Raw genomic sequence first — 24743 nt, forward strand, 5'->3', positions numbered from 1 at the left:
GCAACGTGCAGTAACTACCGGCCAGGAAGGGCCAGGATACTGTCAAGCGGAACTTCCGGCGACCTTCCGGATGCTGCTCGGGCGGCAGGCGCCGCCCGTGCCGGTGACCAGGGCCGCGGCGATCAGGATCCGGGCACGGGCCCGCCGCCTCGGCGCACAGGCGTGGACCGGCTCGGGTGGGGTACGCCGACCTGCTGCGGGTGACGCCGCCCGAGCGGGGACGACTGCCGAGATTCCGGAGGGTCGATGTCGGCTGGGTCAGCGGGAGCAGGAGGCGCGGCGAGGGCCGGGAACGTGGTGCAACTGCGGGTGCACGGGGTCTCCGCCCCGGCAGTCGACCAGGGTTCGCAAACGCCCGTGCAGGTGGCCGGAGATCGCAACGCCGGCTTCTACCGGCCCCGTCCCGCCGATGCCGAGCGCGACCGGACGGACGCCGGCACCGTGGAGGCGTACCGCTGGAGTGATCTGCCCTCCGGCACCATGACCCGGACCTTGTCGCTGGTCTTCCTGCTGCCGTTCATGCTGCTCAACGTCGCGGCCTGGATGCGCCCGGGAAACCCCGCCACCGACCCGGCCGTACGCGCCCTGTGCCGGGTGCTCGGCCTCACCCTCACGGCGCTGTACGTGCTCACCGCCGTCGGGGTGGCGCTGGACCTGATCGCCTGGCAGTGCATGTCCGTCCCGGCCTGCCTGTCCGGCCGCAGCTGGCTGTCCTGGCTGGGTGGACGACCCACCGGGTTGCGCCTGGCGACGCTCGCGCTGGTCCCGGCCACCGCCATCGGGCTGATCTGGTGGGCCAGCACCCGCCCCGGACGTTCCTTCAACGCGTTTCGTCCGCCGGAGAGCACCCGGTCCGGGCGTCCGCTGAGCACTGTCGGCCAGTGGGACGCCGAGCCGCTGATGGGACGGCTGCGCTCGATCCACGTCGCCGCGGCGTTCGCCACGCTCGCCGGCAGCCTGCTCGCCGCCCGGGTCGCCCACCCGCAGGGCCCCGGGCCGCTGACCGTCGCGCTGGTGCTCGCCACCGGAGCCGTCCTGACCACCTGCGTCGTGCTGCTCTGCGTCCCCCCGTTGATCGAGCGGGACCCCGCGAGCCGTCGGCTCGACAGTGTCGCCCGGACGCTACGGACGGTCACGCTCGGCCTCACCATCGTGGTCGTCGTCGACGTGCTCACCGCTCCGGCGACCTGGCCCGAGCAACCCGGCCTGCCCGGCTACGCCCCCACGCTCACCTGGCTGTTCGGTACGCACGCCGGGCTGCTCGCCGCGCTGGGCGCGGTGCTGCTGTGGCGGCGGGGCCGGCGGCCGGACCACCGGCCGTCAGCCGTCCTCGGCGCGCTGGCGGCCGCCGCCATCGGGGCGGGCATCGCCGTGGCGTTCTCGGCCGAACTCGTGCGTCGGGTGGCCGATCTGCTGGATCGAGGCGCGCCGGCCGCCGACCGCGCCGCCGTTCGGCCGCCACCCGCCTTCACCTGGGCGATCTACGGCTTCTTCCGGGCGGTGCTGATCACGCTGGTCGTCACCGGTCTGGTGATCCTGCTGTCCCGACGCGGACGCATCCGGGCGGCAGCGGAGATCCTGGCGCGCGACTTCCCCGACCCGCCGGCGGAGGCCGCCGCTCGGCTACGGCAGGTTCGGCAGGTCATCGCGCGGGCCCGGTTCACCGAGTGGCTGCCGGCGCTGGCCGTGGTCTACGCCGGCCTCGCCGGACTCGGCGCGGCAACCACCGTGATCGACCTACTGGAGCAATATCCCGGCGACGTCATCCAGCGGTACGCCCAGGTGCCCGCGGGCCTGGTCGACTTCGGCATCCGGGTCGGCAGTCAGTTGATCTCGGCGACCGTTCTCGCCCTCGTCATCGGTGGGATCTTCGCCTACCGAACGCCAGGCTTCCGGCGGCACGTCGGTGTGCTCTGGGATCTGGCGACGTTCTGGCCCCGCGCGGCCCATCCCTTCGCGCCGCCGTGCTACGCCGAGCGGGCCGTTCCGGAGCTGGCCCGACGCATCACCTACCTGGTGGACAGCGGCAAGACGGTGGTGGTGACCGGGTACAGCCAGGGTTCGGTGCTGGTCGCCGCCACCGTCCTCCAGCTGGCACCGCAGGTCAGTGACCGGGTCGCCCTGCTCACCCACAGCTCGCCGCTGCGCCGGCTCTACGCTCGGCTCTTTCCCGCGTACATCGACGACGAGATGTTGCACGAGGTCGGTGACCGGCTGGGCTGGCGGTGGGTGAACCTGTGGCGGGACACCGACCCGATCGGAGGGTGGATCTTCTCCGCCCACCGGACCGACGCGCCGCCCACCGTCACCGGTCCCCCGGCGACGGTGGACCGCCGGTTACGCGACCCGGACGGGCTGGTCGCCCCGCCAGGCGACAGCGTTCCACCGCCGATCCGGGGCCATGCGCCCGGCGAGTCGGACGAACCGTACGCGGCGGCGGTACGGGACCTGGTCCATCGGTTGCGCAACCGGCGGTAGCTATCCGCTGCCGTGGTGACCGGTGGCGTGACTGGTCAACACCACCAAAAGCTCGAATCGGACGGTGGGGTCGTCCAGGTCGTCGCCGTACAGCTCACGCAGCCGCTTGAGGCGGTAGCTGACCGTCTGCGGGTGCACGAACAGCTCGGTGGCGACCTCGGCTCGTGAGCCCCAGTGCCGGAGCCAGGCATAGAGCGTCGCCAGCAGATTCTCCCGCTGCGCCGGACGCAGCCGCGCCAGCGGTGCCAGGCGGCGCTCGGTGAGCACCGCCAACGCCCGCTGTTCGCCGCGCAGGGTCAGCGTGACCAGGTGGTCGTCGACGAAGACCAGGCCGGGCGCGGGTCCGAACAGCCCGGCGGCCAGCTCGGCGAGCCGGACCGCCGCCGGCACCTGCGGCCAGCCCAGTTCCGGACCGACCACCGCCGGCCGGCCGGCCAACGCCTCGGCCAGTGCGGCACGGGTCGCCCGGGTACCGGCCCGCAGCAGCAGCACGGCGTCCCGGCCACGCTCGATGACCAGCCCGTCCGGGCCGTACCGGAACCGCGCGTCGCGAGCCTGCTCCAGCGGCAGCAGTACGGGCACCACCGCGTCCAGGTCCGCCCAGCCGATCCGGGCCGCCGCCGACTCGACGCCGCTGGGCAGCCCGTCGCCGCGCAGCAGCAACTCGGCGAGGTGGCGACGGCGGTCGCCCTCCCCGGCCTGCTCACGAAGTTGCAGGGCGTACCCGTCGGTGCTCGCCGCGGCCAGTTCGGCGATGTACGCGCTCACCGCGTCGGAGAGGTCGATCAGTTCCTCCGGGTCGACCGGACGCAGCCGGGCCAGGGACCGCGACGCCGTACGCAGCAGCAGCCGCGCCGCAGCCCGGAGCGCGGCCAGCAGCGCCTCCGGCCCCCGGTCCTCGCGGGCCTCGGCGGCGCCCAACCCGACGAACACCTCCCGGAACCGGGGCGGCAGCGCCGGTTCGCCGGTGCCGACGAGATCGAGGAAGCGGTCGAGCGCCACCTGCACGGCGGTGTGTACGTCCCGGGTGAACTTGTCGTCGGCGATGCCGGCGAACGCCGGCGTGGCCTCGGTGACGGCGACCGCGACGGCGGCCACCGTGTCCGGCAGCTGCGGGCGCATCGCGGCAGCCAGGTCGGCGGGCAGGTGCTGCCAGGGAGTCGTGGAGACAGGCGCACTCACCCGGCGATTTTGTCACGGCGGGATAAGAAGCGCGGCGATTCTCGCTGCCGGCGGAACGGTGTTTCGACCGGCGCGCCCACGCGACGATGAACCCGACCGGCCGGACGGGAGGCACCGACCGGCGGCCGACGACCCGACGGAGGAGAACGCCGTGCAGCACCGCCTGTCCCGCCAGCACGTCGTCGACATGTGCCACACCATGCTCGCCCGGGGCTACCTCAAGGCCACCGAGGGCAACGTGTCGGTGCGGGTGCCCGGCCACCGGCGGTACGCGGTCACTCCGAGCAACTACGACTACGACCGGATGCGCGTCGAGGACATCTGCATCGTGGACTTCGACGGCAGGCACCTGCCCGACGACTCCGGTGCCGACCTCAAGCCGTCCATCGAGTGCGGGATGCACGCGAACATCTACCGCGAGCGGCCGGACGTCAACGCGATCGTGCACACCCACCAGCCGTACGCCTCGGCGTTGGCCTTCCTGCGCCGGCCGATCCCGGCGCTCACCGACGAGCAGGTGCGCTTCCTCGGCCGTGCGGTGGCGATCATCGACTACGCCCCGTCCGGCACCGGATTCCTGGCCCGCAACGTGCAGAAGAAGGTGGCCAGCGGCGACAACGCCTTCATCATCGCCAATCACGGGGTGGTCGCCGTCGGCACCGACCCCGACCGGGCGGTGTTCAACATGGCGCTGCTGGAGAAGGTGTCCATCGCCTACCTGCTGGCGCTGACCAGCGAGGCGGGGAAGATCCACACCATCCCGACCGCGATCCGGGAGATCGCCTTCACGAAGCTGCGGGCCGACGAGAAGCGGATCGCCGCGCAGCTGACCGAGGCGGTCGAGCCGCTGCGGGTACCCGCCGACGAGGAACTGCCCAGCGCCGACGCGGCAGCCGCCGAGGTCGCCGCCGGCCGGACCGCGGACATCACGCCCGGCGCGGTGGACGGTGCCGCGCCCCCGGGCAACGGGACGGACAGCGATCCGGGCGCCGAGTCGGCCCGGCTCGGCTACGCGATAAGCGAGTATCCCGACGTCGACGACGTGATGCGTCGGCTGAAGGCGCTGACCGCCCAGCCGCTGCGCGGGCTGCGCCACGACGCGATGCTCGACGTGCTGAACTACTTCGACACCAAGTGCCGCGCCAGCAAGGAGATCACCGACCGGGCGCGGCGACGGATCCCCGGTGGGGTACAGCACAACCTGGCGTTCAACTACCCGTTCCCGCTCGCCGTCGACAAGGCCGACGGCGCGTTTCTGGTGGACCGGGACGGCAACACGTACATCGACTTCCTCCAGGCCGGCGGGCCGACGATCCTGGGCAGCAACTACGGCCCGGTCAACGAGCGGGTCGCCGAGGTGGTCCGGGACTCCGGCCCGGTGACCGGGCTGTTCCACGAGTACGAGCTGAAGCTCGCCGAGATCATCCATCGGTTCATGCCGCACGTGGAGATGTACCGGTCGCTCGGCTCGGGCACCGAGGCGGTGATGGCCGCCGTCCGAGGAGCCCGCGCCTTCACCGGCAAGAAAATGGTGATCAAGATCGGTGGGGCCTACCACGGATGGTCGGACACCATGGTCTACGGCCTGCGGGTGCCGGGCACGTACCGGATGAACGCCAAGGGCATCCCCTTCGGGGCGACGACCCGCACCCGGGAGGCCTTCCCGCACGACCTCGGGCAGCTCAAGCGCAAGCTGATCGAGAACCGGCTGCGCGGCGGCACGGCCGCGGTGGTGGTCGAGCCGGTCGGCCCGGAGTCGGGCACCCGGCCGGCGCCGCGCGACTTCAACGCCCGGGTCCGCGAGCTGTGCGACGAGTTCGGCGCGCTGCTGATCTTCGACGAGGTGGTCACCGGGTTCCGGCTCGGGCTGGGCGGTGCCGCCGGCTACTTCGGTGTCACCCCCGACCTGACCGTGCTGGGCAAGGCGGTCTCCGGCGGCTACCCGATGGCCGGCGGCGTCGGCGGCCGGGCCGACGTGATGGCGGTCTTCGGTTCCGGGCTGGACGGCAGGAGTGGCGCGCACATCCAGGTCGGCGGCACGCTGTCGGCCAACCCGCTGTCCTGCGCGGCCGGCTACTTCGCCATCGAGGAGATGGCCCGCACCAACGCGCCGGTGATCGCCGGCCGGGCCGGTGACCGGCTGACCCGGGGGCTGCAACGGCTGATCGACTCCTACGGGCTGCCGTACGTCGCGTACAACCAGGGGTCCATCGTGCACCTGGAGTGCAGCGGCGTGATGCTGTTGGACATGCGCAACCCGGTGAAGCTGCTCAAGGAGAACAAGGCCCGCAAGCGGCTGATGGAACAGATGGGGGCCGCCTACACCGCGCACGGCATAGTCACCCTGGCCGGCTCGCGGATGTACACGTCGATGGCCGCCACCGACGAGGTCATCGACGACGCGCTCGCCCGCTTCGACCAGGTCTTCGCGCTCGTCGAGGGGGTCTGAGCCGGTGCAGGCCAGCCCGCCGCAGGTCTTCGCGATCGACCTGGGCACCTCGGGACTGAAGGCCGCGCTGGTCGCCGCCGACGGCACGGTCACCGGCTGGGCCGAGCGGCCGGTTCCGCTGCGGGTGCTGCCCGGTGGCGGTGCCGAACAGGACCCGCTCGCCTGGTGGACGGCGCTCGGGCAGGTCGCCGCCGACCTGGGCCGGGATCATCCCGAGCAGTTGCGGGCGGTCGAGGCGGTGTGCGCCTCCACCCAGGGTGAGGGCACCATAGCGGTGGACGCCGCCGGGGATCCGCTGACGCCGTGCATCAGCTGGCTCGACATGCGGGGCGCGCCGCACCTGCGACGGCAGTTCGGCGGCTTTCCCGCGTACCAGGGGATGTCGGTGCGCCGGATCGGCCGTTGGCTGCGGCTCACCGGCGGCATGCCCTCCCCGACCGGCAAGGACCCCGCCGCCCACATGCTGTTCGTCCGCGACACCATGCCGCAGGTGTACGCGCGGACGGCGACGTTCCTCAACGTGCTCGACTGGATCAACCTGAAGCTCACCGGACGCACGGTGGCCACCGTCGACTCGATCCTGACGTCGTGGGTGACCGACAACCGGCGGCCCGGCGACATCCGCTACTCCCCCGCCCTGGTCGCCGACAGCGGCATCGAGGCGGACAAGCTGCCGCCGATCGTCTCCTGCACCGAGGTGATCGGCACGTTGACACCGGCCGCCGCCGCGCACCTGGGGCTGCCCGCGACGGTGCGGGTGGTCGCCGGGGCGATCGACAACACCGCCGCGGCGATCGGCTCCGGCACCACCGGCTACCGGGAGCCGCACCTGTACGTCGGCACCTCCTCCTGGATCGCCGCCCACGTACCCGGCAAAAAGACCGACGTCGCCGCCGGCATCGCCTCGGTGCCCTGCGCGGTCGGTGACCGCTACCTGATGACCGCCCTGCAGGCCACCGCCGGTGCCAACCTGACCTGGCTGCGGGACAAGATCGTGGAGTACGACGACCCGCTGCTCAGCGCCGGTCACCTCAGCCGCGACGAGGGCACGATCTTCGACGCCTTCGACGCCATCATCCCGACGGTGCCGCCGGGCGCGAACGGGGTGCTCTACACCCCCTGGCTCTACGGCGAACGCGCCCCGGTGGACGACGCCAACCTGCGCGCCGGCTTCTTCAACATCTCTCTCGACACCAACCGCTCCGACCTGCTGCGGGCGGTTTTCGAGGGGGTGGCGTTCAACACCCGCTGGCTGCTCGGCGCGGTGAACCGGTTCCTCGGCGCGCCGGTCACCTCGATGGCCATCACCGGCGGCGGGGCGCTGTCGGACTCGTGGTGCCAGATCTTCGCCGACGTGCTCGGCGTGGAGATTCGCCGCGACGCCCAACCGCTCGCGGTGAACGCCCGGGGTGCCGGCTGGATCGGCGCGGTCGGCACCGGCCAGCTCACCTTCGCGGACATCCCCGGGCTCATGCGTACCGACCGGATCTTCGTGCCGACCCCCGCGCACCGGGCCGGTTACGACGAGATCTTCGACGTCTATCGGACGCTGCACCGGCGGCTGGCCCCGGTCTATCGCCGCCTCAACCGCAGCTGACCTGCCGAAACAGCCACCAACAAGGTCCGGTTTGGCGAGACTGAGGCCATGGTCGACGTCAGACGGTACGTGGCTGAGTTCATCGGCACCTTCCTTCTGGTCTTCTTCGGCGTGGGCAGCGCCGTCGCGGCCCGGGTCGACGGCGGCGTGGTGGTGGTCTCGCTGGCGTTCGGGTTCGTCCTGCTCGCGCTGGTCTACACGATCGGGCAGCTCTCCGGCAGTCACGTGAACCCGGCGGTGACCCTCGGCGTGCTGCTCTCCGGCAAGATCACCGCACTCGGGGCGGTGGTCTACTGGATCGCCCAGTTCGCCGGTGCCGCTGTGGCTTCTCTGCTGCTCTGGGTGCTGGTCCGCTGGGGAGGGGTGACCGACCAGACCGGTGTGCTGGGTGCCAACGGCTACGGCACCAACATCAACGCCGGTGGCGCGATGCTGCTTGAGACCGTACTGACCTTCCTCTTCGTCCTGGTCGTGCTCGTGGTGAGCAAGCGCAGCACGGACCTGTCCGGCTTCGCCGGCCTGGCGATCGGGCTTGCTCTCGGCGTGGCGAACCTGGTCGGCGTCGCGCTGACCGGTGCGGCGGTGAATCCGGCGCGAGCCTTCGGGCCGGCGATCTTCGAAGGTGGCCTCGCGCTCCGCCAACTCTGGGTGTTCATCGTCTTCCCGCTGCTCGGCGGAGTCCTGGCCGCGCTGGTCGCGCCACTTGTCGAACACGGCTCCGGCGTCACCCGGGTCGGCACGCCCCGGCCGTCCGGGCGCTGAGCCGGGCCGTCCTGAGCCCGTTTCCCGTCAATCGGGATCGACGGCGGCGATGCCCACCTGGAAGTTTCGGTGGTCATCGATGATGGCTTTTATCCTCTGATCGATGCGACGCTATGGCGTCGGCGCCGGCCATCGACAGGAGGATACGTGCAGGCGATACGTCGAAGGCTACTCGGAGCCCCCTCCGCCGACCCCGAGCAAGCCGGCCCGGAACAGGCGGCAGCGGAAGTCCAGCCTGGTAAGGGACAGGTGAGGCTGGCGAGGGCCGCTCGAGTCGCGTCGCGCCTGCTGCTACATGAATGGACGTTGGCGGTAATCGCTGGTGTGGCGGTGGCCGTCGTCCTCACCTGGCCGACGCTCAAGCAGCCGTGGACGACCATTCCGGGCGACATCGGCGATCCACCATTGCAGGCGTGGCAGGTCGCCTGGGCCGGGCATGCGCTGGTCACCGACCCGCTCAACCTCTGGCACTCGAACACGTTCTTCCCGGACCTGTACACGTACGCCTACACCGACATCGTGCTCGGCTATGCACCGGCCGGCCTGCTCGGCCACGGCGTCGCGGCGGCCATCTTCCGCTACAACCTCCTCTACGTCCTGGCGCACGCCCTCGCCTTCGTCGGGGCGTACGCCCTGGTGCGCCAACTGGGCGCTATCCGGACGGCGGCGGCCGTGGCCGGCGTCGCCTGGGCCTTCGCGCCGTGGCGGCTCGCGCACAGCGGCCATCTGAACATCCTCTCCATCGGCGGCGTCGCACTGTGCCTGGCGATGCTGGCTCGCGGCCACGGCTGGTCCCTGCGCGACGGTCACCGACCGGAGCTGCATCGCCCCGGATGGATCGTGGCCGGCTGGCTGGTCGCCGCCTGGCAGCTGACCCTGGGCCTGGCGATCGGCCTGCCGCTCGCGTACTTCCTGGCCGGCACCATGCTTGTGGTCCTGGTGGCGGTCGGCTGGGCCCGCTGGCGGAGCCGCACCTGGCTGTTGGGTCGCCGGGTGGTGCTCGCCAACCTTCTCGGCGGCGTCGTCTTCGGATCGGTGTTGATCTGGTTGGGGACCACGTTCCTGCGCGTGGTGGAGCTGAACCCGGAGGCGCACCGGGACCTGTCCTGGACGGAGATGTTCTCCCCACCCCTGCTGGGATACTTCGTCGCGCCCGCGGACTCGTGGCTGTGGGGTGACCACTTCGCGGCCGCCCGCGCCCAGCTGTCCTGGCCGCCGGAGATGGCGCTGCTGCCGGGCGTCACGTTGATCGTGCTGGCAGTGGCCGGGCTGAGCTACTCGACGTTCCGGGTCCGCCACCGCGTGCTGCTCGGGCTCGGCGTGCTGGTCAGCGGCGCGCTCGGGCTGGGCAGCAACCTCGTCGGTCAGGGCGACCCGGGATATCTGACCTTGTCGCGGCTACTGCCCGGCTGGGACGCGCTGCGAACCCCGGGGCGGCTGATGGTGTGGACGAGCCTGCTGCTCGCCATTCTCGCCGCCGGGGCGATCAGCGAGTTCGGACGAAATCGCCCCACGCTCGGGTGGCGGAAGTCGGTCAGTGCGGTCGTGCTCCTGCTGCCCCTGCTGCTGGTCACGGTCGAGGGCGTCAACCGGACACCGCACCCCACCGTGCCGACCGCCCCGCCGGCGTTCCAGGCAGCCACCGAGCCGATGCTGGTCCTGCCCAGCAACGGGGTGGCCGAATCCGACATCATGCTCTGGACCACCGACGGATTTCCCCGCGTCGCCAACGGGTCGGTCACCTTCCTGCCGGCCAGTCAACAACAGATCCGCGCGGCGACCACGACCTTCCCCGATCCGGTCAGCATCGCGTTTCTCCGGCAGGTCGGCATCCGGTCGGTGGTGGTCCTGCCGGATCGGCTGGCCGGCACGCCCTGGGACGGCCTGCCCACCCGACCCGTCGACGGTCTCGGCATCACTCGGGAGGAGATAGCCGGCGCGTTGGTGTACCGCCTCGACTGAGGCGGACAGCAGCCGACGGCACGGGCGTCACTCCCGGGTGGCGCCCATCGGCTCGCGGATCAGGGCGCCGTCGATGTAGCAGTAGCGCCAGTCCTCGCCCTCCTCCAGCGACCGGATCAACGGATGGCCGGTCTGCCGGTAGTGCTCCTCCGCGTGGTTGTTTACCGAGTCGCTGCAACAGCCCACCGCGCCGCAGGTCAGACACATCCGCAACTGCACCCAGTCGTCGCCGCTCTCCACACACTGCGGGCACGCATCGGCGTCGGACTCGGTGATGTTGATCCGGTCGAGGTGGGTGCAGGCGGTGCTGATGGTCTCCTCGCGGACGTATCGCCAACTGGAGTGCAGCAGCCGGTCCGGGATGATCCGGGCCAGGTACCGCGAGTTCGCCGCGAGCAGTGGACTCGCCACGGCCAGGATCAGCACGTACAGGGCGATGAACGGGCCGAGCCGGTCGTCCAGGCCGGCGGCGATGGCGAGCGTGGCCAGGATCAGCGAGAACTCGCCCCGGCCCAGCACGGTCAGGCCGACGTTGGCGGCCCCGCGCTGGTTGAGCCCGAACAGCCGACCGGCGATCAAGCCGGCCACCACGTTGGTGACGACGGTCATCAGTACGGCCAGCAGCACCGGCAGCGCCACCGAGCCGAATTCCCCGACGTCGATGCTCAGCCCGAACACCAGGAAGAAGACGGCCGCGAAGACGTCGCGTAGCGGCAGTACCAGGCGCTCGACCCGTTCGCGGATGGGGGTGCGGGCCACCACCAGACCGATCATCAGCGCGCCGATCGCGTCGGATACGCCGATGTCGGCCGACACGCCGGCGACGAGCACGACCAACCCGACCATCAGGATGGCCAGCAACTCGTCCTCGTTGCTGTCGATCACCTTGCCGACCAGGCGGGCACCGAAGCGGGCGACGGCGAAGAGCACCACCAGGTAGGCGAAGCTCAGTCCGATCCGCAGCACCAGTTCCCCGGCGGACCCGGCACCGGACAGCAGCGGCGACAGCAGCGCCAGATACAGGGCGAGGAACAGGTCCTCGATCACGATGATGCCGAGGATGACCGGCGTTTCCGCGTTAGCCAACCGGCGGAACTCGATGAGCAGTTTCGTCACGATCGCCGAGGAGGAGATGCCGAGCGCACCGGCGATCACGAACGCCTCGTAGCCGCCCCAACCGAGGGCGAAGCCGAAGAGCAGGCCGGCGCCGACGTTGAGTCCGATGTACGAGCCGGCGGCGACGAACAGCCGCTTGCCGCTGCCGAGCACCTGGTCGACCGGGAACTCGACGCCCAGATGGAACAGCAGCAGGACCAGGCCGAGGGAGGCGAGCAGGCTCAGGTCCTCGGGATGAGCGATGAGCACCGGACCGGGGGTACCAGGCCCGAGCAGGATGCCCGCGAGCATGAAGAACGGCACGGTGGGCAGGTTGATCCGGCGACCCGCCCGGGCTAGCAGGCCCGCGATCAGTATGAGGGCCCCGAAGCCCACGAGGTCAGCATGCACGGTGAGGACTCCTGGAGCGGACTGAACGAGGGCGCACGGCTCGGGACGACTACTCGGAGAAGTACGTGCCGGCCAACAGGGCGCCCACCTTACGCGCCTGCTCCTCCGACATCTCGATAACGGCTACCGGATCGTCCTTGCCGGCGGCGAAGACGTACAGGTCACGGTTGCCGTCCCGGCGTACCACCACCGAGATCCGTTGGGTGTTGCTGCCCAGGTCGACGTCGTACCGCTTGCCGATACCCGGTAGTTCCTGCACGTATATCCCTTTACCCATGGCCCCTCCCCGCTGCGCGCTGTGGAATCTCTGCGCAATGGTACGAGGCGTCCGGCACCTGACGGCCGTACCACCACCTGCCTGGTCTGCGGCAGCGCGTCGAGGGCGGTCCGGCTATGAGGTGAGGCGGAACGTGGCGTCGGCGCGGGCCTGGGCATCGTTGATCGGGTCGAGTCGGAGCTGGTAGTTGTAGTGCCGGACGTAGCGGTCGGGATAGTTGTACGAGCGGAACGACGACCAGGACGAGTTGGCCAGGCCGGCGACCTGCCGGAAGGTCGCGTCCGCGGCGAAGACCGAGCTACCGTCGTTGGCCGCTAGCACGAAGTCGAAGCCGTAGTGCCGCAGGTAGTGACCGGGGTAGTTGACCGACTCGAACGACACCGCGCTGGTGTCGGCCAGCCCCGGCACCACCCGGAACTGGGCGTCCTGCGCCGGGCTGACGTTCGCGTCGATCCGTACGTCGTAGTTGGCGTGCCGCACGTACCGGTCCTGGTGGGTGTACGCCTGGATCCGGTTGGCCGGCGTGCTGGCGCCCCAGCGCCCCAGCACGGCGCTCTCCTCGGCGGCGGTCAGATTGAGGATCGAGCCGTGCCGCTTGCGGCTGGCACCCAGTTGGTAGTCGGTGCGGGTCCGGAAGTTGGTGACACTACCCAGGTTGGTGGAGGTGACCGGCAGATAGCCACGCCCGGTGGCGTACTGGTCGAGCCAGAGCGCCCACTCGTTCCGACCGTTGAACTGCATCCACATCGGCCCTTCGACCACGTTGCCGCCGCCGGTGCCGTTGGAGATGCCGAGGTGGGAGAGGTTGCCCAACGTCGTCCACGAGCCGAGGATCGAGTTGCTGCCCTCGATGGTGATGTGCCCGTCGGCCGACGCCCGGTAGTAGCGGTAACCGCCGACGGACCCGGGTACCTCGACGATCTGGGTGTCGATGATGCCCTGGCCGCCGCCGGGTCGCTCGATGTAGAGCTGGGGCGCGGTGAAGCTACGGAAGTCACTGGTCCGGACGTACCAGATGCGGTGCTTGGTCACGCCGTCGCGCAGCGAGTTCGTCGCCCAGTAGACGACGTAGTCACCGGTCGCGGCGTTGTAGATGGCTTCCGGTGCCCAGGCGTTGCCGGCCCCGGGGATGGCGCCCGCGACGTTGATCAGCCAGGGAGCGGACCAGTTCACCAGGTCGCGGGACTCCCACACCACGAGCGACCTGCTACCCCGGTTCGCCGCGTCGTTCCACGAGGTGCCGCTGGCGATCCGCAGGTCGGTGGCGACGATCCAGTACCGGTCGCCGGAGGGTGATCGGACGATGGAGGGGTCACGCACCCCCCGGGTGCCGATCGTGGACAGCAGCACGGGTGCGCCGTTGTTCAGATCGCGCCAGGTCAACCCGTCCCGGCTGTGCGCGAGGTAGACCTGCTCGCCGGTGGCCGACTCGCCGGTGAAGTGCGCCATCAGGTAGCCGGTGAACGGATCGAGCGCGGCGGCCTCGGCACGCGGCGCCTGCACCGCCGGCAGCAACAGCAGGCACAGTGTGGCGAGCAGGGCGCTGACCCTGGTCAGGACTCTGGACATGTACGGCTCCGTCCGTGCAGCCCGCCAACGTTAGCGCTAACATCACCGCGCCCGAGCGGCCCTGGTCACTGTTTCGGGGGTGTTACGCAGTCTCCACTTCAAATAGACGCCCGTCAAGACGATGGCCGTCCCCACGGCGACGGGCCGACGCCGACCGCCGGTCTCCACAGCCGCCGTGGCACGGAAATCCGGGTGCCGCTGGACAGCGGCACCGACAGAATGTTCCGGTGCGGATCCGAGCGGTACGTCAGGACGAGCTACCCCTCCTGCAAGGCATCGAGCGCGCGGCCGGACGATGCTTCCGCGACGTCGGTATGCCACAGATCGCCGACGACGAGCCGCTGCCGCTGGACGTACTCGGCCGCTACCAGGAGGCAGGCCGTGCCTGGGTGGCCACCGACGCCACCGACGGGCCGGTCGGCTACCTCATCGCCGACCTCGTCGACGGCAACTTCCACATCGAACAGGTCTCCGTACATCCCGCCGTCGCCCGTCGCGGGATCGGACGTCAGCTGATCACCCACCTTGCCGATCGGGCGGTGGCCAGCGGCATCCCCGCCCTGACCCTCACGACCTTCGCTCACGTGCCCTGGAACGCCCCGTACTACACCCGCTGCGGCTTCCAGACCCTCGACCAGCGCGACCTCACCCCGGGTCTTCGGGCCATCCGCCAGCGCGAGGCGGCACACGGGCTCGACCGCTGGCCCCGCGTCTGCATGCGCCGGACGCTGTGCCCGCTCGCGGACCAGACGCCACCCTGAGGGGCGGTCCTGAGCTGCGTGGACCTGCCAGCTCCACGAACGTTCGCCGTCACGGAAACTCGCCACCCAATCGGGCGGACACTGCCGCACCGCCTCGTCACACTGGCTGCCGTGTTCGCCCTTGTCGCCGATACTCCCGTCGCAGCCGGTGAACTGGTCCGCCGAGGGCCAACGCAGTTCGGCCAGGTTGTTCCAGGCTGGTCGGTTGCGCCGTACTGCCTGCATGTGCCGGTCGAGCACCTCGTCGCGGTATTCGAACCGGTCTTCGACGCGCGTTCCTCAACGACGGGCTGGCGGATGTCCGAAACGGTAGCGACGACTGGCCCGAGATCGAGACACTCGTCGCTGCCGGCTGCCCACCGCTGCCCGAGCTACCCATGAGACTGCCAGGATTGCTGGCCGAGATCCTGCTGGAGTCGCTGTACATGGACGTCCTTGACGCACTGTTGCCGCTGAGGCCCGACGCCGCCATCAGGTACCTGGCCAACACCGTCGACCATGTCACCGTCGACCCCGACTGGGTGGCGGTGTGCGGACGAGCCCTTCAAGTACCCGAAGCGACCCCGTCCGGCTCAACCCGGTAGACACCGAGGACTCATCTGCGCGCCCAGCCAGGGCATCGCGCGGCCGGCAGGACGGCAGCTTGTGGGCGATGCTCAACCACCTCGTCCGGGCGGTCAGTCGGGCGGCTGGTCGTCCGACTCCGCGCAGATCGCGGCCATCTCGTCCAGGTAGGCGGCCAGTGGCTGGAGACCCGCCGTGGCCCGCCGCTTGTCGACACCGGCCTCGTCCCGGATCGGGGTGGCGGGCGCCGGCCCGTCCGCACCGCACCGCATCTGCGTCCCGTACGTCTGGGGCTCTCCCTTCGCCACCGCGACCCGATCCTCGAGGTAGGCCAGATTGCCGGGAGACGCCTGACCGTCCGCGACGGCTGCCCGAAGCAGCTCGAGCGCCTGCTGCTGGAAGGCGAGATCGAGGTCGGCGTGTTGGGCGATCAACCAGGCCGCGTTCTCGCCGTCCTTGCCGACGAGGTCGAAGGTCGGCCAGCCGTACTCCTGGACTATCTCCTTCAACCGGGCGGTGCGCTGCTCCGGGGTGTCGGTCTGCGGGATTCCTCTCAGCGCCGCCTGGTCACGCTCGAACATCCCGATCAGCTCGTCGTGCAGCACCTCGTTGAAGCTCACGGCCGCAGGCGACGTCGCCGGCGACACCGATGACTGGGACGGCTCGGCCGAGCGAGGCGAGGACGAGCAGCCGACAAGCGCCGTCAGGACGATCAGCGGAAACGACGCTCGCCGTAGGTCTCTGATGATGCCTCCCTTCCTCGAACCACAGCGATGGTTACTGCGCAGCGGCGAGACGGTAGGCGGTGATGACGACGGAGACGAGGGTGACAGACCAGCCTCGGATGGTGAACGAGTTCTGCGCGAGGCGGGAGACCGTGGCTTGGATGTCGGCCAGGTGCTTGACCCGCAGTTCCTCGTCGTTGGTGGTCACCGTGCACCTCCGCTTCGCTGTCGGGCGTCACGATACCGACGACCAACAAGTGACCTTGCAGTGTCGTCAACAGGACACTGGGTGGTGGGCCGGATTGTCCTGCATGGTAGGTCTGTTTCGTGACGACGGATGCCGGGGCGCTGACCGCTAAAAAGCTGTTCATTTCCTATGCCGGCCCGGATCGGGCGTGGGCGGAGTGGGTGGCCTGGCAGCTGGAACAGGCCGGGTACACGGTGGAACTGGACCTGTGGGACTGGGCCGCCGGCGACAACGCGGTAGTGCGGATGAGTCAGGCGTTGCAGCAGGCAGACCGGGTGGTGGCGCTGTTCTCCGCGGCGTACTTCGAACACCAACGGTTCACCACCGACGAGTGGACCGGCGTCATGTCCGGACGTGATCGGCACGGACGTCTGATCCCGCTGCGCCTGGACGATGCCGCACCCCCGCCGCTGCTCCGTCCGCTGATCGCCCCGAGCCTGGCCGGACTGTCGGCCGAGGACGCGCACCGAGTCCTGATCAATGCGGTGCGTACGACGCAACGGCCCGCAACGGAGCCCGCCTTCCCGGGCCCGCAGGTTCCTCGGCAGCGCTCGACGAACGAGGCCCCTCGGCTTCCAGGGGCACACCAGCCGACGCTGTGGCAGGTGCCCCACCGCAACGCGGACTTCATCGGCCGCGATCGCGACATCGACGACGTGCGTCGGCGGCTCCGTCCTGGACAGCCCGTCGTGATCCAGTCATCAGTTCCGCTCGGCGGGGTCGGCAAGACCCAGGTGGCGATGCAGTACGTCCACCGGTTCGCCGCCCAGTACGACCTCGTGGCGTGGATCAACGCTGAGGACCCGCAGTTGGTGCCGGCCCGGCTCACCGCCCTCGCCACCGATCTGGGACTGGTAGCCGAGCACGGCGAGGCCGGGGCGCTGCCCGCGTTGCGCAGGTACCTGCAGCAGCCGAAACGGTGGTTGCTGGTCTTCGACAACGCGGAAACCGCCGAGGCGGTCCAACCGTGGGTGCCGGTCGGGATCGGCCACGTCCTCATCACATCAAGGAGGGGAAACTGGCCCGAGTTCACCAGGGTGACCCTCGAGCTGCTGACCCGGCGGGAGTCGGTCACACTCCTGCGGCATCGGGTGCCGGAGCTCTCAGTTGACAACGCCGATGTGGTGGCGGACAAGCTCGGTGACCTCCCGTTGGCGTTGGTCCAAGCGGCGACGGTGTTGTCGACGATGCCGGTTGAGCTGTATGTCCAGATGCTGGACACCGACGCCGATGAGGTGCTCAACGCGGGCCTACCACCGTCATACCCGCGGTCGCTCGCCGCTGCCTTGCGTGTCTCCATCACCGAGCTTGCCGATGACGACGAAGCACTTCATCTGCTGCGCCTGTGCTGCGTCATGGCACCCGAACCCATCCCGATCGCGATGCTCACCGCCGCGCCCAGCCCCGTGCCGGAGCCACTGGGGCCGATCCTGGCCAGTCCCATTCGGCTCTATCGGACCGCATCTCGTCTCGGTGATCTGATCGGCATGTCACAACGTGGCATCCAGGTTCACCGTCTGGTGCAGACCCTCGTTCTCAGCCAACTCGATGCCCATAAGCAGGACGACCTGCGCCGGCAGGCGGGCAGCCTCGTGGCGGCCTGCAATCCCGGCGAGCCGGCATCGGCGGTCACCTGGCCAGCCTGGTCCCAGCTCATGCCGCATCTGCTGGCCCTGGACCCGGGCAACACGGATGACCGTGGCCTGCGCGACGTGGCCTCCGACGCCATGCTCTACCTGCTCTACAGCGGCAACACCGGTGCCGGATTCCGCTTCGCCGAACGTCTCTACGACCAGTGGCGACAGAATCTGGGCCCCGATGACCCGCACACTCTCACCGCAGCCGCCGAACTCGCGCACGCCCACCACAAGCAGGGTCGCGACCGGGAAGCGCTGAACCTGGTCGAGGACACACTGGCCCGCCGCCAGAGGACCCTCGGGCCCAACGACCCTGCCACACTGCGCTCAGCCAACGATCACGCAATCCTCCTCGCTGCTTTCGGGGACTTGAGCCGAAGCATCAACAGGGTCAACGATGTTTTGCTCCGTCGTGTCGCCGTCATTGGTCCCGACCACCGCGACACGCTGTCCACTCGAGGCAACCTCGCCGCATGGCGAGGCGAGGCCGGCGACCTCCACGCCGCCATCACCGGCTACGAGCAACTGCTCACCGACCAACTCCGCGTCCTCGGCCCCGACCACCCCGACACCCTCACCACCCGCGGCAACCTCGCCCGTTGGCGAGGTGAGACCGGCGACCACCACGCCGCCATCACCGGCTACGAGCAACTCCTCACCGACCAACTCCGCGTCCTCGGCCCCGACCACCCCGACACCCTCACCACCCGCGGCAACCTCGCCCGTTGGCGAGGTGAGACCGGCGACCACCACGCCGCCATCACCAGCTACGAGCAACTCCTCACCGACCAACTCCGCATCCTCGACCCCGACCACCCCAGTACCCTCACCACCCGCAACAACCTCGCCCATTGGCGAGGTGAGGCCGGCGACCACCACGCCGCCATCACCAGCTACGAAGAACTCCTCACCGACCGACTCCGCATCCTCGACCCCGACCACCCCGACACCCTCACCACCCGCAACAACCTCGCCGCTTGGCGAGGTGAGGCCGGCGACCACCACGCCGCCATCACCGGCTACGAGCAACTCCTCACCGACCAACTCCGCGTCCTCGGCCCCGACCACCCCGACACCCTCACCACCCGCGGCAACCTGGCGCGGCTGCTCCTAGTTCGAGGCGCGGTAGGGGCAGCACGAGCACAGGCAACGGCGAAACTCGAAGCAGAACGACGACTGTTCGGATCAGGCGACAAGCGGACCCGGCGGACCCAAGAGTTGGTCAACGGGATCAGGGCGCAGATGGGTGGACGACCGGGCGCCAGACGTAACACCAGGAAGAAGCGCTGACCCACCCCGAGCGAACCCGGCGCGATCCGGACCCGGGGGCCGGCTCCGGGCGCTGCCCCTGAGCGCCGCGAGCGAAAACAGGTAACCCAAGCCGTCGCCGATCCGACGAGCTCGAACCCTGTTCCCCGGCACCTTCTGAGAGTCCCCGGATGCCGCCGGCCGAACATCAACCCAAACAACTCATGTACTTGGTCTGATACAGTACCTGTTGTGGTTGATAAGTCTTCGACCGTGGAGCCCTCCGCCGACGACGTGCTCGCCGCCGACCTGCTGCGCGGTCACACCGACACGATCGTGCTGGGGCTGCTGCGCCGCACCGACAGCTACGGCTTCGAGATCTTCAAGCGGATCCGGGACCGCACCGGCGGCCGCCACGAGATCAAGGAAGCCACCCTGTACGCCAGCTACCGCCGGCTCGCCCGGGACGGGCTGATCGAGTCGTACTGGGGCGACGAAACCCAGGGTGGCCGCCGCAAGTACTACCGGATCACCGACGCCGGACGTGCGGTCTACCGCCGCAACGTGGCGGCCTGGTCGGTGACCCGCGACCTCATCGACACCCTGCTCGACCTGGCCGACCGTGCCGGCCACCCCGACGAAACGACCGGAGGGCAGTCCGCATGACCACCGCACACTCCACTTACGACACCGCGCTGGACGTCCACCGGCTGCTCGACGAGGCGTTCGCCGGTGCCGAGATGAGCCCCGAACGGCAGGATCTCAAGGAGGAGATCCGGGCCAACCTGGTCGCCCGCGTCGGCGAGCTGGTCGACGCGGGCCGTTCCCCCGCCGTCGCCGCCCGCGCGGCCATGGCCGAGCTGGGCGACCTCGGCCCGCTGTTGGACGCGGTGCCGGCGGCCGGGCCGACCTCCAGCCACACCGAATGGGAGCGCCAGCGAATCCGTCCGGCGGCCGGATTCCTGATTCGCACGGCGCTGCTCGCCGCACTCGGCGTCACCGGAGTCGTACTCTTGGTGCTCACCGTGGCCGGCACCGCCGTACCGTCGGGTTGGTTGCTGGTGGCGGTGGCCGCCGTCGCGGTCGCGGCCGGGGCCGGCACCGCCGACGCGCTGTGCCAGGAGACCTCGACCAGCTACCCGATGCCGGCGGGGCGCGCCGGGGGGTACGGCGCCGCCGTCACCCTGGTGCTCGCCGGGCTCGGCGCCGGCTGGCAGTTCCTGACCGACGGCAGTCTTCCGTGGCTGGTCGGCGGGGCGCTCGCGGTGGTCGTGGCGGTGGTGCTCTTCGCCTACCTCGGTGGCACCCAGACCAACCGGCACAAGCCGTGGGTGCTGAGCATGGAGGCGACCCACCGGGAAACGGTCGACGTGTTCACCCGGGACCCGGCCGCCGCCGCCCGGTTCGGGCTCTACGTGGCCACGCTCTGGTTGGTCGCGACCGCCACCTTCGGGGTGCTCAGCTTCACCGTCGGCTGGGCCTGGTCCTGGCTCGCGCCGCTCGGCGGTGTCGTGGTCATGCTGCTGATGCTGGCCCGCATGCAGTTCGGCCACCCTCGGTGCTGAACTCCCGCTCCGTTGATCAAGAAAATGAGATCGCCGACCGTCGAACCACGACGCGAACCTCTTGATCAACGGGGCGGGCGCCACGGCGGTCACAGGTGGTCGGGGGTGGGGATGCCGAGCAGGTGCAGGCCGGTGCGCAGGGTGTCGCCGGTGAGGTGGCACAGGGCCAGGCGGTTGGCGCGCTGTGGTCCGGTGGCGCGCAGCACCGGGCTGTGCTCGTAGAACGTGGTGAAGGTCTGCGCCAGGCGGTACAGGTAGCCGCAGAGGCGGTGCGGCTCGTGCCCGGCGACCACCTCGGCGAGGGTGTCGGCGAACGCGTCGAGGTCGAGGATCAGCGCGCGTTCCGCGGGTTCCAGCGTCGCCGTCACGTCCACTGTGGTGTGGCCGCCGTCGGCGCGGGCCAGGATGGACCGGACGCGGGCGTGCGCGTACTGAAGGTAGACGCCGGTGTTGCCGGCCAGCGCTAGCATCCGCTGCGGATCGTAGAGGTAGTCGCGGGTCCGGTTGGTGGCCAGGTCGGCGTACTTGACCGCGCCGATGCCGACCTGCCACGCCCGCTCGTCCAGGGCGGCTCCGGTCAGCCCGGGATTCTTGGCCGCGACCACCTCCCGGGCCCGGTCGACCGCCTCGGTGAGCAGATCGACCAGGCGGACGGTGTCACCGGCCCGGGTCTTGAACGGCCGCCCGTCCGGGCCGAGGACGGTACCGAACGCGACGTGCACGGCGGGTACGGTCGCCGGCAGCCACCCGGCCCGCCGCGCGGTGTCGAAGACCATCCGGAAGTGCCGGGCCTGCCGGGCGTCGACCACGTACAGCAGCCGGTCGGCGTGCAGCTCCGCCACGCGCTGCCGCAGCGCGGCCAGGTCGGTCGCGGCGTAGCCGAAACCGCCGTCCCGCTTGCGTACGATCAGTGGGCTGGGCTCGCCGTCCGGGCCGCGCAGGTCGTCGAAGAATACGCAGAGCGCGCCGTCGCTGGTCACCGCGACTCCCCGGCGTTCGAGTTCGTCGGCGATCGCGGGCAGCGCGGCGTTGTAGGCGCTCTCCCCCACCGTGTCGGCGTCGGTCAGCCGCACACCCAGCCGGTCGTAGACGTCGGTGAAGTAGCGGGTCGACTCGGCGACGATGTTCCGCCAGGCGGCCACGGTGCCGGCGTCGCCGGCCTGCAACGCCACCACCCGTCGCCGGGCCCGGTCGGCGAACGCGGAGTCGGTGTCGAACTCCGCCCGAGCCAGCCGGTAGAGGGTGGCCAGCCGACCCATGGTGCCGGTGTCGTCCGGTGCCGGCTCGGGGTGCTCGACCTGGTACTGGATGAGCATGCCGAACTGGGTTCCCCAGTCGCCGATGTGGTTGCGCCGCACCACGGTGCCGCCGAGGTGTTCCAGGATCCGCACCAGCGCGTCACCGATGATCGTCGAGCGCAGGTGCCCGACGTGCATCTCCTTGGCGATGTTCGGCTGGGAGTAGTCGATCACGGTGGTGACGCCCGTCTCGGGGGTACCGACGCCCAGCCGGTCATCGCCCAACCGGCGGATGAGCTGCGCCAGCAACGCCCGGTCGGTCAGGTCGAGGTTGACGAAGCCCGGCCCGGCCACGACCGCGCTGGCCACCAGACCATCGTCGGGCAGGCCCGCGACCACCTCAGCCGCGACCTGCCGGGGGTTGCGACGCAGCGTCCGCGCCGCCGCCAGCACACCGTCGGCCTGGAAGTCGGCGTGCGCGGAGCGGCGGAGTTGCGGCGCGAGGTCCGCCATCCCCAGGCGGGCCGCGCTTGCGGTGACGGAGTCGGACAACGACGAGGCCAGCGAGGGCACGGTCACGGGTACTCCCTGGGATGGGATGAGCGATCGTCACGAGGCGGGCCGGCCGCACGGTGGGTGCGGGCACGGCGGAAGGTACGCGCGGGTGAGCGGGACGACTATCGTCGTCGCAGGCGCGAGCGGCGGACGGTGCCGAGCACCCGATCCATCTCCACCGCCTCGACCGCCGGGGCCGCGAACCGAGCGCGGCCAGATGCCGGAAGTGTACGCGCCGTGCGGTGCCGACGGGGACCGGGTTTCCGCGCCCGGCCCGTCGAGGCGTGGGGAAAACCCTGATTCCCTCGCCGCGGGCGCTGGCTAGGGTCGGTGCCATGGCCCGCCCCTGGTCCGCGTCGGCGTGACCGGGCCTGACGCCGCAGCTCCGGTGCCGGAGGGTGGCAACGTCCCGATCCATTGAGGAGTCCCGGTGCGCAAGCTTGTCTCGGCCGTCCTCACCGTGGTTCTCGTACTGGCCGCGACGGGATGCGGCGGCCGGTTCCCGGGCGACCCGGCCGCCGACGAGGACCCGTACAGCGAGTCCGCGTTGCGCTACGGCATGGCACCGGTGCCCCACCCCGACCTGACGTACCAACCCGACGTGGTCCTCGTCGGTGGCGGCGGCCGCTCGGTCCGGTCGGTCACCGCCGACGGGTTGACCTGGCGGCTCGACGGCGACGCCCCCCGGGCCGACGACCTGGCGCCCGGAAAGGTCATGTTCGTCACCGGTCGTGGCGTCGGCCGGGTGCTCGACGTGCAGCGCGACGGGGGCGACCTGCTCGTCACGATCGGCCCGGTCACCGTGACCGACGTGATCCGCGACGGCACCCTCGAACAGCGCGGCATCGCCATCGAGAACCCGGTCGTCTACCAGGCCGGCGAACCGATCTGGGCGATGTCCGAGGAGGAGGCCGACGCCCTGGGCGCCACGCCGACCGGCCGCGCCGGCCGGGCCGGGCCGCTGCTGCTCGCCCCGCCGCCGCCGCGACCGAACCAGCCGCCGCCGAGCCGTGGCGGTGGCGAGGTCAGGACGGTCGTCGCCAACTTCTCCACCGGCGTCAGCCTCACCGACGGTGCGGAGGTCAGCTTCCACTACGACCGCGACGGTACGATCCTGTCCGGACGGGCCGCGCTGACCTTCGCCACGCCGGAGGCGGATTTCCACCTGAAGATCAGCGGCGGTTCGGTGACCCGGGCCGAGCTGTCGATCAGCGGCGGCTTCGGCATCCGTTACTCGTTCGAGGCCGGGCTCCGGGACGGGCAGAACATCCGGGCGGTGCTTCCCATCCCGGTGGACTTCAGCATCCCGATGGGCACGGTGCTCGGCGTGCCGCTGGCGCTGACCATCAGCCAGACGGTGAAGGTCACCACCGCGTTCGGCGCGAAAGCGGGGACGATCAAGGGCAAGGGTGAGTTCTCCCTCGCCGGCTCGCTCGGGTACGGCTACGCCAACGGCACGTTCGGCCCGCAGGTCAGCAAGAACTTCAAGCGCAAGGAGAGCTTGATCAACTCCCTGCGCGGCGTACCGGTCGGGGTGATGGGCCTGCTCATCGAGCATCAGGTCAAGTTCGACGTCGGGTTCAGCGCGTTCGTGCTCAAGGCCGGCCTGTTCTTCGAGGTGTCCACCGCCTACGGGACGACGATCGGATCGGCACTCGGCGCGCCGCTGGCGGTCTGCCGGGGCGTGGGCATCGGCGTCCGAGCCTCGTACGGCGTGGGATACACCATCCTGGCCCCGGTGGTGAACGTGATCAACAAGTTCCTCAGCCTGATCAATGTCAAGCCGATCGACCCGTCCGGCAAACTGGGGCCACCGCCGTACGTCATCCACAGCGACGAGGAGGTCATCCCGCCCGGCACCAAGCTCTGCGGCACCCCGAAGCCGGCCGCCGGCTGACCGGGGTGCCGGCGATCCGGACGTCTGGTCACCGGCCCGCGTCGGTGCCGAAACCGTCGAGGTCGACCCGCTCGTCGAGCGTACGCAGTTCCTGGAACACGGTGATGTGCAGACCGGCCGGGGCGTCGAGACGGGCGTTGACCGAGTGCCACGGCGTGGTGGTGGGTGGTGCCACCTGCTCGGCACCGGCGGCGACCAGCCGATCGGTGGTCGCGGCGGTGTCGTCCACCTCGAACGCGACCCGGATACTCGGCGCCACCTGGCGTCCCACCTCGACGTCGTCGATCATGCGCTTCTGCGCCGGGTTGGCGATCTCCAGTGTCGCCCGCCCGGCGTCCAGGATCACCACCCGGGCGTCGTCCGCACCGGAGTACGCCGCCTGCTCGGGCAGGCCGAGCACGTCGCGATAGAACCGCACCGCCGCCTCGTAGTCGTCGGCCTGCACCACCAGCCGCAGCTGGCGAACCGTCGACGTGGACTTCTCGGATGAACTCGTCACTGCCACTCCCCTGTGTCGTCCGGCG

At 70.4% G+C, this 24743-nt stretch carries 19 protein-coding genes; 11 read left to right on the forward strand and 8 right to left on the reverse strand.

Annotated features, from left to right (window positions below; all coding sequences use genetic code 11):
* The first annotated feature begins 246 nt into the window (after window positions 1–246).
* Window positions 247–2478, forward strand: a complete 2232-nt coding sequence (locus KBX00_RS03355; RefSeq protein ID WP_210823131.1) for a hypothetical protein — start codon at window positions 247–249, stop codon at window positions 2476–2478.
* Here KBX00_RS03355 and KBX00_RS03360 read toward each other — a convergent pair whose 3' ends face one another.
* Window positions 2479–3660 (reverse strand): helix-turn-helix domain-containing protein, encoded by a 1182-nt coding sequence (locus tag KBX00_RS03360; protein ID WP_307867997.1) that lies wholly within the window; start codon window positions 3658–3660, stop codon window positions 2479–2481. It lies immediately after the preceding gene.
* A 151-nt stretch (window positions 3661–3811) separates the two neighbouring features.
* On the opposite strand from KBX00_RS03360, the gene KBX00_RS03365 reads away from it, so the two are divergent.
* The 4 genes from KBX00_RS03365 to KBX00_RS03380 all read left to right on the forward strand — a co-directional run bounded on the left by KBX00_RS03365 (window position 3812) and on the right by KBX00_RS03380 (window position 10430).
* Window positions 3812–6109, forward strand: coding sequence for an aminotransferase class III-fold pyridoxal phosphate-dependent enzyme (locus tag KBX00_RS03365; protein ID WP_210823133.1), 2298 nt, complete (start codon window positions 3812–3814; stop codon window positions 6107–6109).
* 4 nt (window positions 6110–6113) lie between these two features.
* Window positions 6114–7706: an FGGY-family carbohydrate kinase gene (locus tag KBX00_RS03370; RefSeq protein WP_210823134.1), complete on the forward strand. Its 1593-nt coding sequence runs from the start codon at window positions 6114–6116 to the stop codon at window positions 7704–7706.
* Between the two features lie 48 nt (window positions 7707–7754).
* Entirely contained in the window at window positions 7755–8468 is a 714-nt protein-coding gene (locus KBX00_RS03375; protein WP_210823135.1) for an MIP/aquaporin family protein, read from the forward strand.
* 249 nt (window positions 8469–8717) lie between these two features.
* Window positions 8718–10430: a hypothetical protein gene (locus KBX00_RS03380; protein ID WP_307867999.1), complete on the forward strand. Its 1713-nt coding sequence runs from the start codon at window positions 8718–8720 to the stop codon at window positions 10428–10430.
* Window positions 10431–10457: 27 nt separating this feature from the next.
* Here the strand turns inward: KBX00_RS03380 and KBX00_RS03385 are convergent, their stop codons facing one another.
* The 3 genes from KBX00_RS03385 to KBX00_RS03395 all read right to left on the reverse strand — a co-directional run bounded on the left by KBX00_RS03385 (window position 10458) and on the right by KBX00_RS03395 (window position 13782).
* Entirely contained in the window at window positions 10458–11936 is a 1479-nt protein-coding gene (locus KBX00_RS03385) for a cation:proton antiporter (protein WP_210823142.1), read from the reverse strand.
* 49 nt (window positions 11937–11985) lie between these two features.
* Window positions 11986–12213, reverse strand: coding sequence for a potassium transporter TrkA (locus tag KBX00_RS03390; protein WP_210823144.1), 228 nt, complete (start codon window positions 12211–12213; stop codon window positions 11986–11988).
* A 114-nt stretch (window positions 12214–12327) separates the two neighbouring features.
* Window positions 12328–13782: a glycoside hydrolase family 43 protein gene (locus KBX00_RS03395; RefSeq protein WP_210823146.1), complete on the reverse strand. Its 1455-nt coding sequence runs from the start codon at window positions 13780–13782 to the stop codon at window positions 12328–12330.
* A 227-nt stretch (window positions 13783–14009) separates the two neighbouring features.
* Between KBX00_RS03395 and KBX00_RS03400 the strand changes: the two genes are divergently transcribed.
* Both KBX00_RS03400 and KBX00_RS03405 read left to right on the forward strand, forming a co-directional pair.
* Complete coding sequence (locus KBX00_RS03400; protein WP_210823147.1) at window positions 14010–14543, forward strand: GNAT family N-acetyltransferase; 534 nt, start codon at window positions 14010–14012, stop codon at window positions 14541–14543.
* A gap of 377 nt (window positions 14544–14920) precedes the next feature.
* Window positions 14921–15127, forward strand: a complete 207-nt coding sequence (locus tag KBX00_RS03405) for a hypothetical protein (protein WP_210823148.1) — start codon at window positions 14921–14923, stop codon at window positions 15125–15127.
* A gap of 93 nt (window positions 15128–15220) precedes the next feature.
* Here KBX00_RS03405 and KBX00_RS03410 read toward each other — a convergent pair whose 3' ends face one another.
* Window positions 15221–15727, reverse strand: coding sequence for a DUF6624 domain-containing protein (locus KBX00_RS03410; RefSeq protein ID WP_210823149.1), 507 nt, complete (start codon window positions 15725–15727; stop codon window positions 15221–15223).
* 157 nt (window positions 15728–15884) lie between these two features.
* Window positions 15885–16040, reverse strand: coding sequence for a hypothetical protein (locus KBX00_RS03415; RefSeq protein ID WP_210823150.1), 156 nt, complete (start codon window positions 16038–16040; stop codon window positions 15885–15887).
* Between the two features lie 119 nt (window positions 16041–16159).
* Between KBX00_RS03415 and fxsT the strand changes: the two genes are divergently transcribed.
* From fxsT to KBX00_RS03430, 3 genes are all read left to right on the forward strand, one after another.
* Window positions 16160–19006, forward strand: coding sequence for an FxSxx-COOH system tetratricopeptide repeat protein (gene fxsT / locus KBX00_RS03420; protein WP_210823151.1), 2847 nt, complete (start codon window positions 16160–16162; stop codon window positions 19004–19006).
* Window positions 19007–19216: 210 nt separating this feature from the next.
* Window positions 19217–19630, forward strand: coding sequence for a PadR family transcriptional regulator (locus KBX00_RS03425; protein ID WP_307868002.1), 414 nt, complete (start codon window positions 19217–19219; stop codon window positions 19628–19630).
* On the forward strand, window positions 19627–20529 hold the full coding sequence (locus tag KBX00_RS03430; RefSeq protein WP_210823152.1) for a permease prefix domain 1-containing protein: 903 nt from the start codon (window positions 19627–19629) through the stop codon (window positions 20527–20529). Before KBX00_RS03425 ends, KBX00_RS03430 begins: the two co-directional genes overlap by 4 nt.
* Window positions 20530–20618: 89 nt before the next feature.
* On the opposite strand, the gene argS is transcribed toward KBX00_RS03430, so the two are convergent.
* Window positions 20619–22280: an arginine--tRNA ligase gene (gene argS, locus KBX00_RS03435; RefSeq protein WP_301547319.1), complete on the reverse strand. Its 1662-nt coding sequence runs from the start codon at window positions 22278–22280 to the stop codon at window positions 20619–20621.
* 472 nt (window positions 22281–22752) lie between these two features.
* On the opposite strand from argS, the gene KBX00_RS03440 reads away from it, so the two are divergent.
* Complete coding sequence (locus tag KBX00_RS03440; RefSeq protein ID WP_210823155.1) at window positions 22753–24219, forward strand: hypothetical protein; 1467 nt, start codon at window positions 22753–22755, stop codon at window positions 24217–24219.
* A 28-nt stretch (window positions 24220–24247) separates the two neighbouring features.
* Here KBX00_RS03440 and KBX00_RS03445 read toward each other — a convergent pair whose 3' ends face one another.
* Window positions 24248–24718 carry a VOC family protein gene (locus KBX00_RS03445; protein WP_307868005.1) on the reverse strand — a complete coding sequence of 157 codons (471 nt, stop codon included), beginning with the start codon at window positions 24716–24718 and terminating at the stop codon, window positions 24248–24250.
* Between the last annotated feature and the right edge of the window lie 25 nt (window positions 24719–24743).

The organism is Micromonospora sp. C95, from assembly GCF_018070465.1.
Taxonomy (GTDB): domain Bacteria; phylum Actinomycetota; class Actinomycetes; order Mycobacteriales; family Micromonosporaceae; genus Micromonospora.

Bases quoted from the DNA above. Each gene is read 5' to 3' on its own strand.
- KBX00_RS03355 (WP_210823131.1), top strand. From the start codon at position 247: ATGTCGGCTGGGTCAGCGGGAGCAGGAGGCGCGGCGAGGGCCGGGAAC.
- KBX00_RS03375 (WP_210823135.1), top strand. From the start codon at position 7,755: ATGGTCGACGTCAGACGGTACGTGGCTGAGTTCATCGGCACCTTCCTT.
- KBX00_RS03390 (WP_210823144.1), bottom strand. From the start codon at position 12,213: ATGGGTAAAGGGATATACGTGCAGGAACTACCGGGTATCGGCAAGCGG.
- KBX00_RS03395 (WP_210823146.1), bottom strand. From the start codon at position 13,782: ATGTCCAGAGTCCTGACCAGGGTCAGCGCCCTGCTCGCCACACTGTGC.
- KBX00_RS03405 (WP_210823148.1), top strand. From the start codon at position 14,921: ATGAGACTGCCAGGATTGCTGGCCGAGATCCTGCTGGAGTCGCTGTAC.
- KBX00_RS03430 (WP_210823152.1), top strand. From the start codon at position 19,627: ATGACCACCGCACACTCCACTTACGACACCGCGCTGGACGTCCACCGG.
- argS (WP_301547319.1), bottom strand. From the start codon at position 22,280: ATGGCGGACCTCGCGCCGCAACTCCGCCGCTCCGCGCACGCCGACTTC.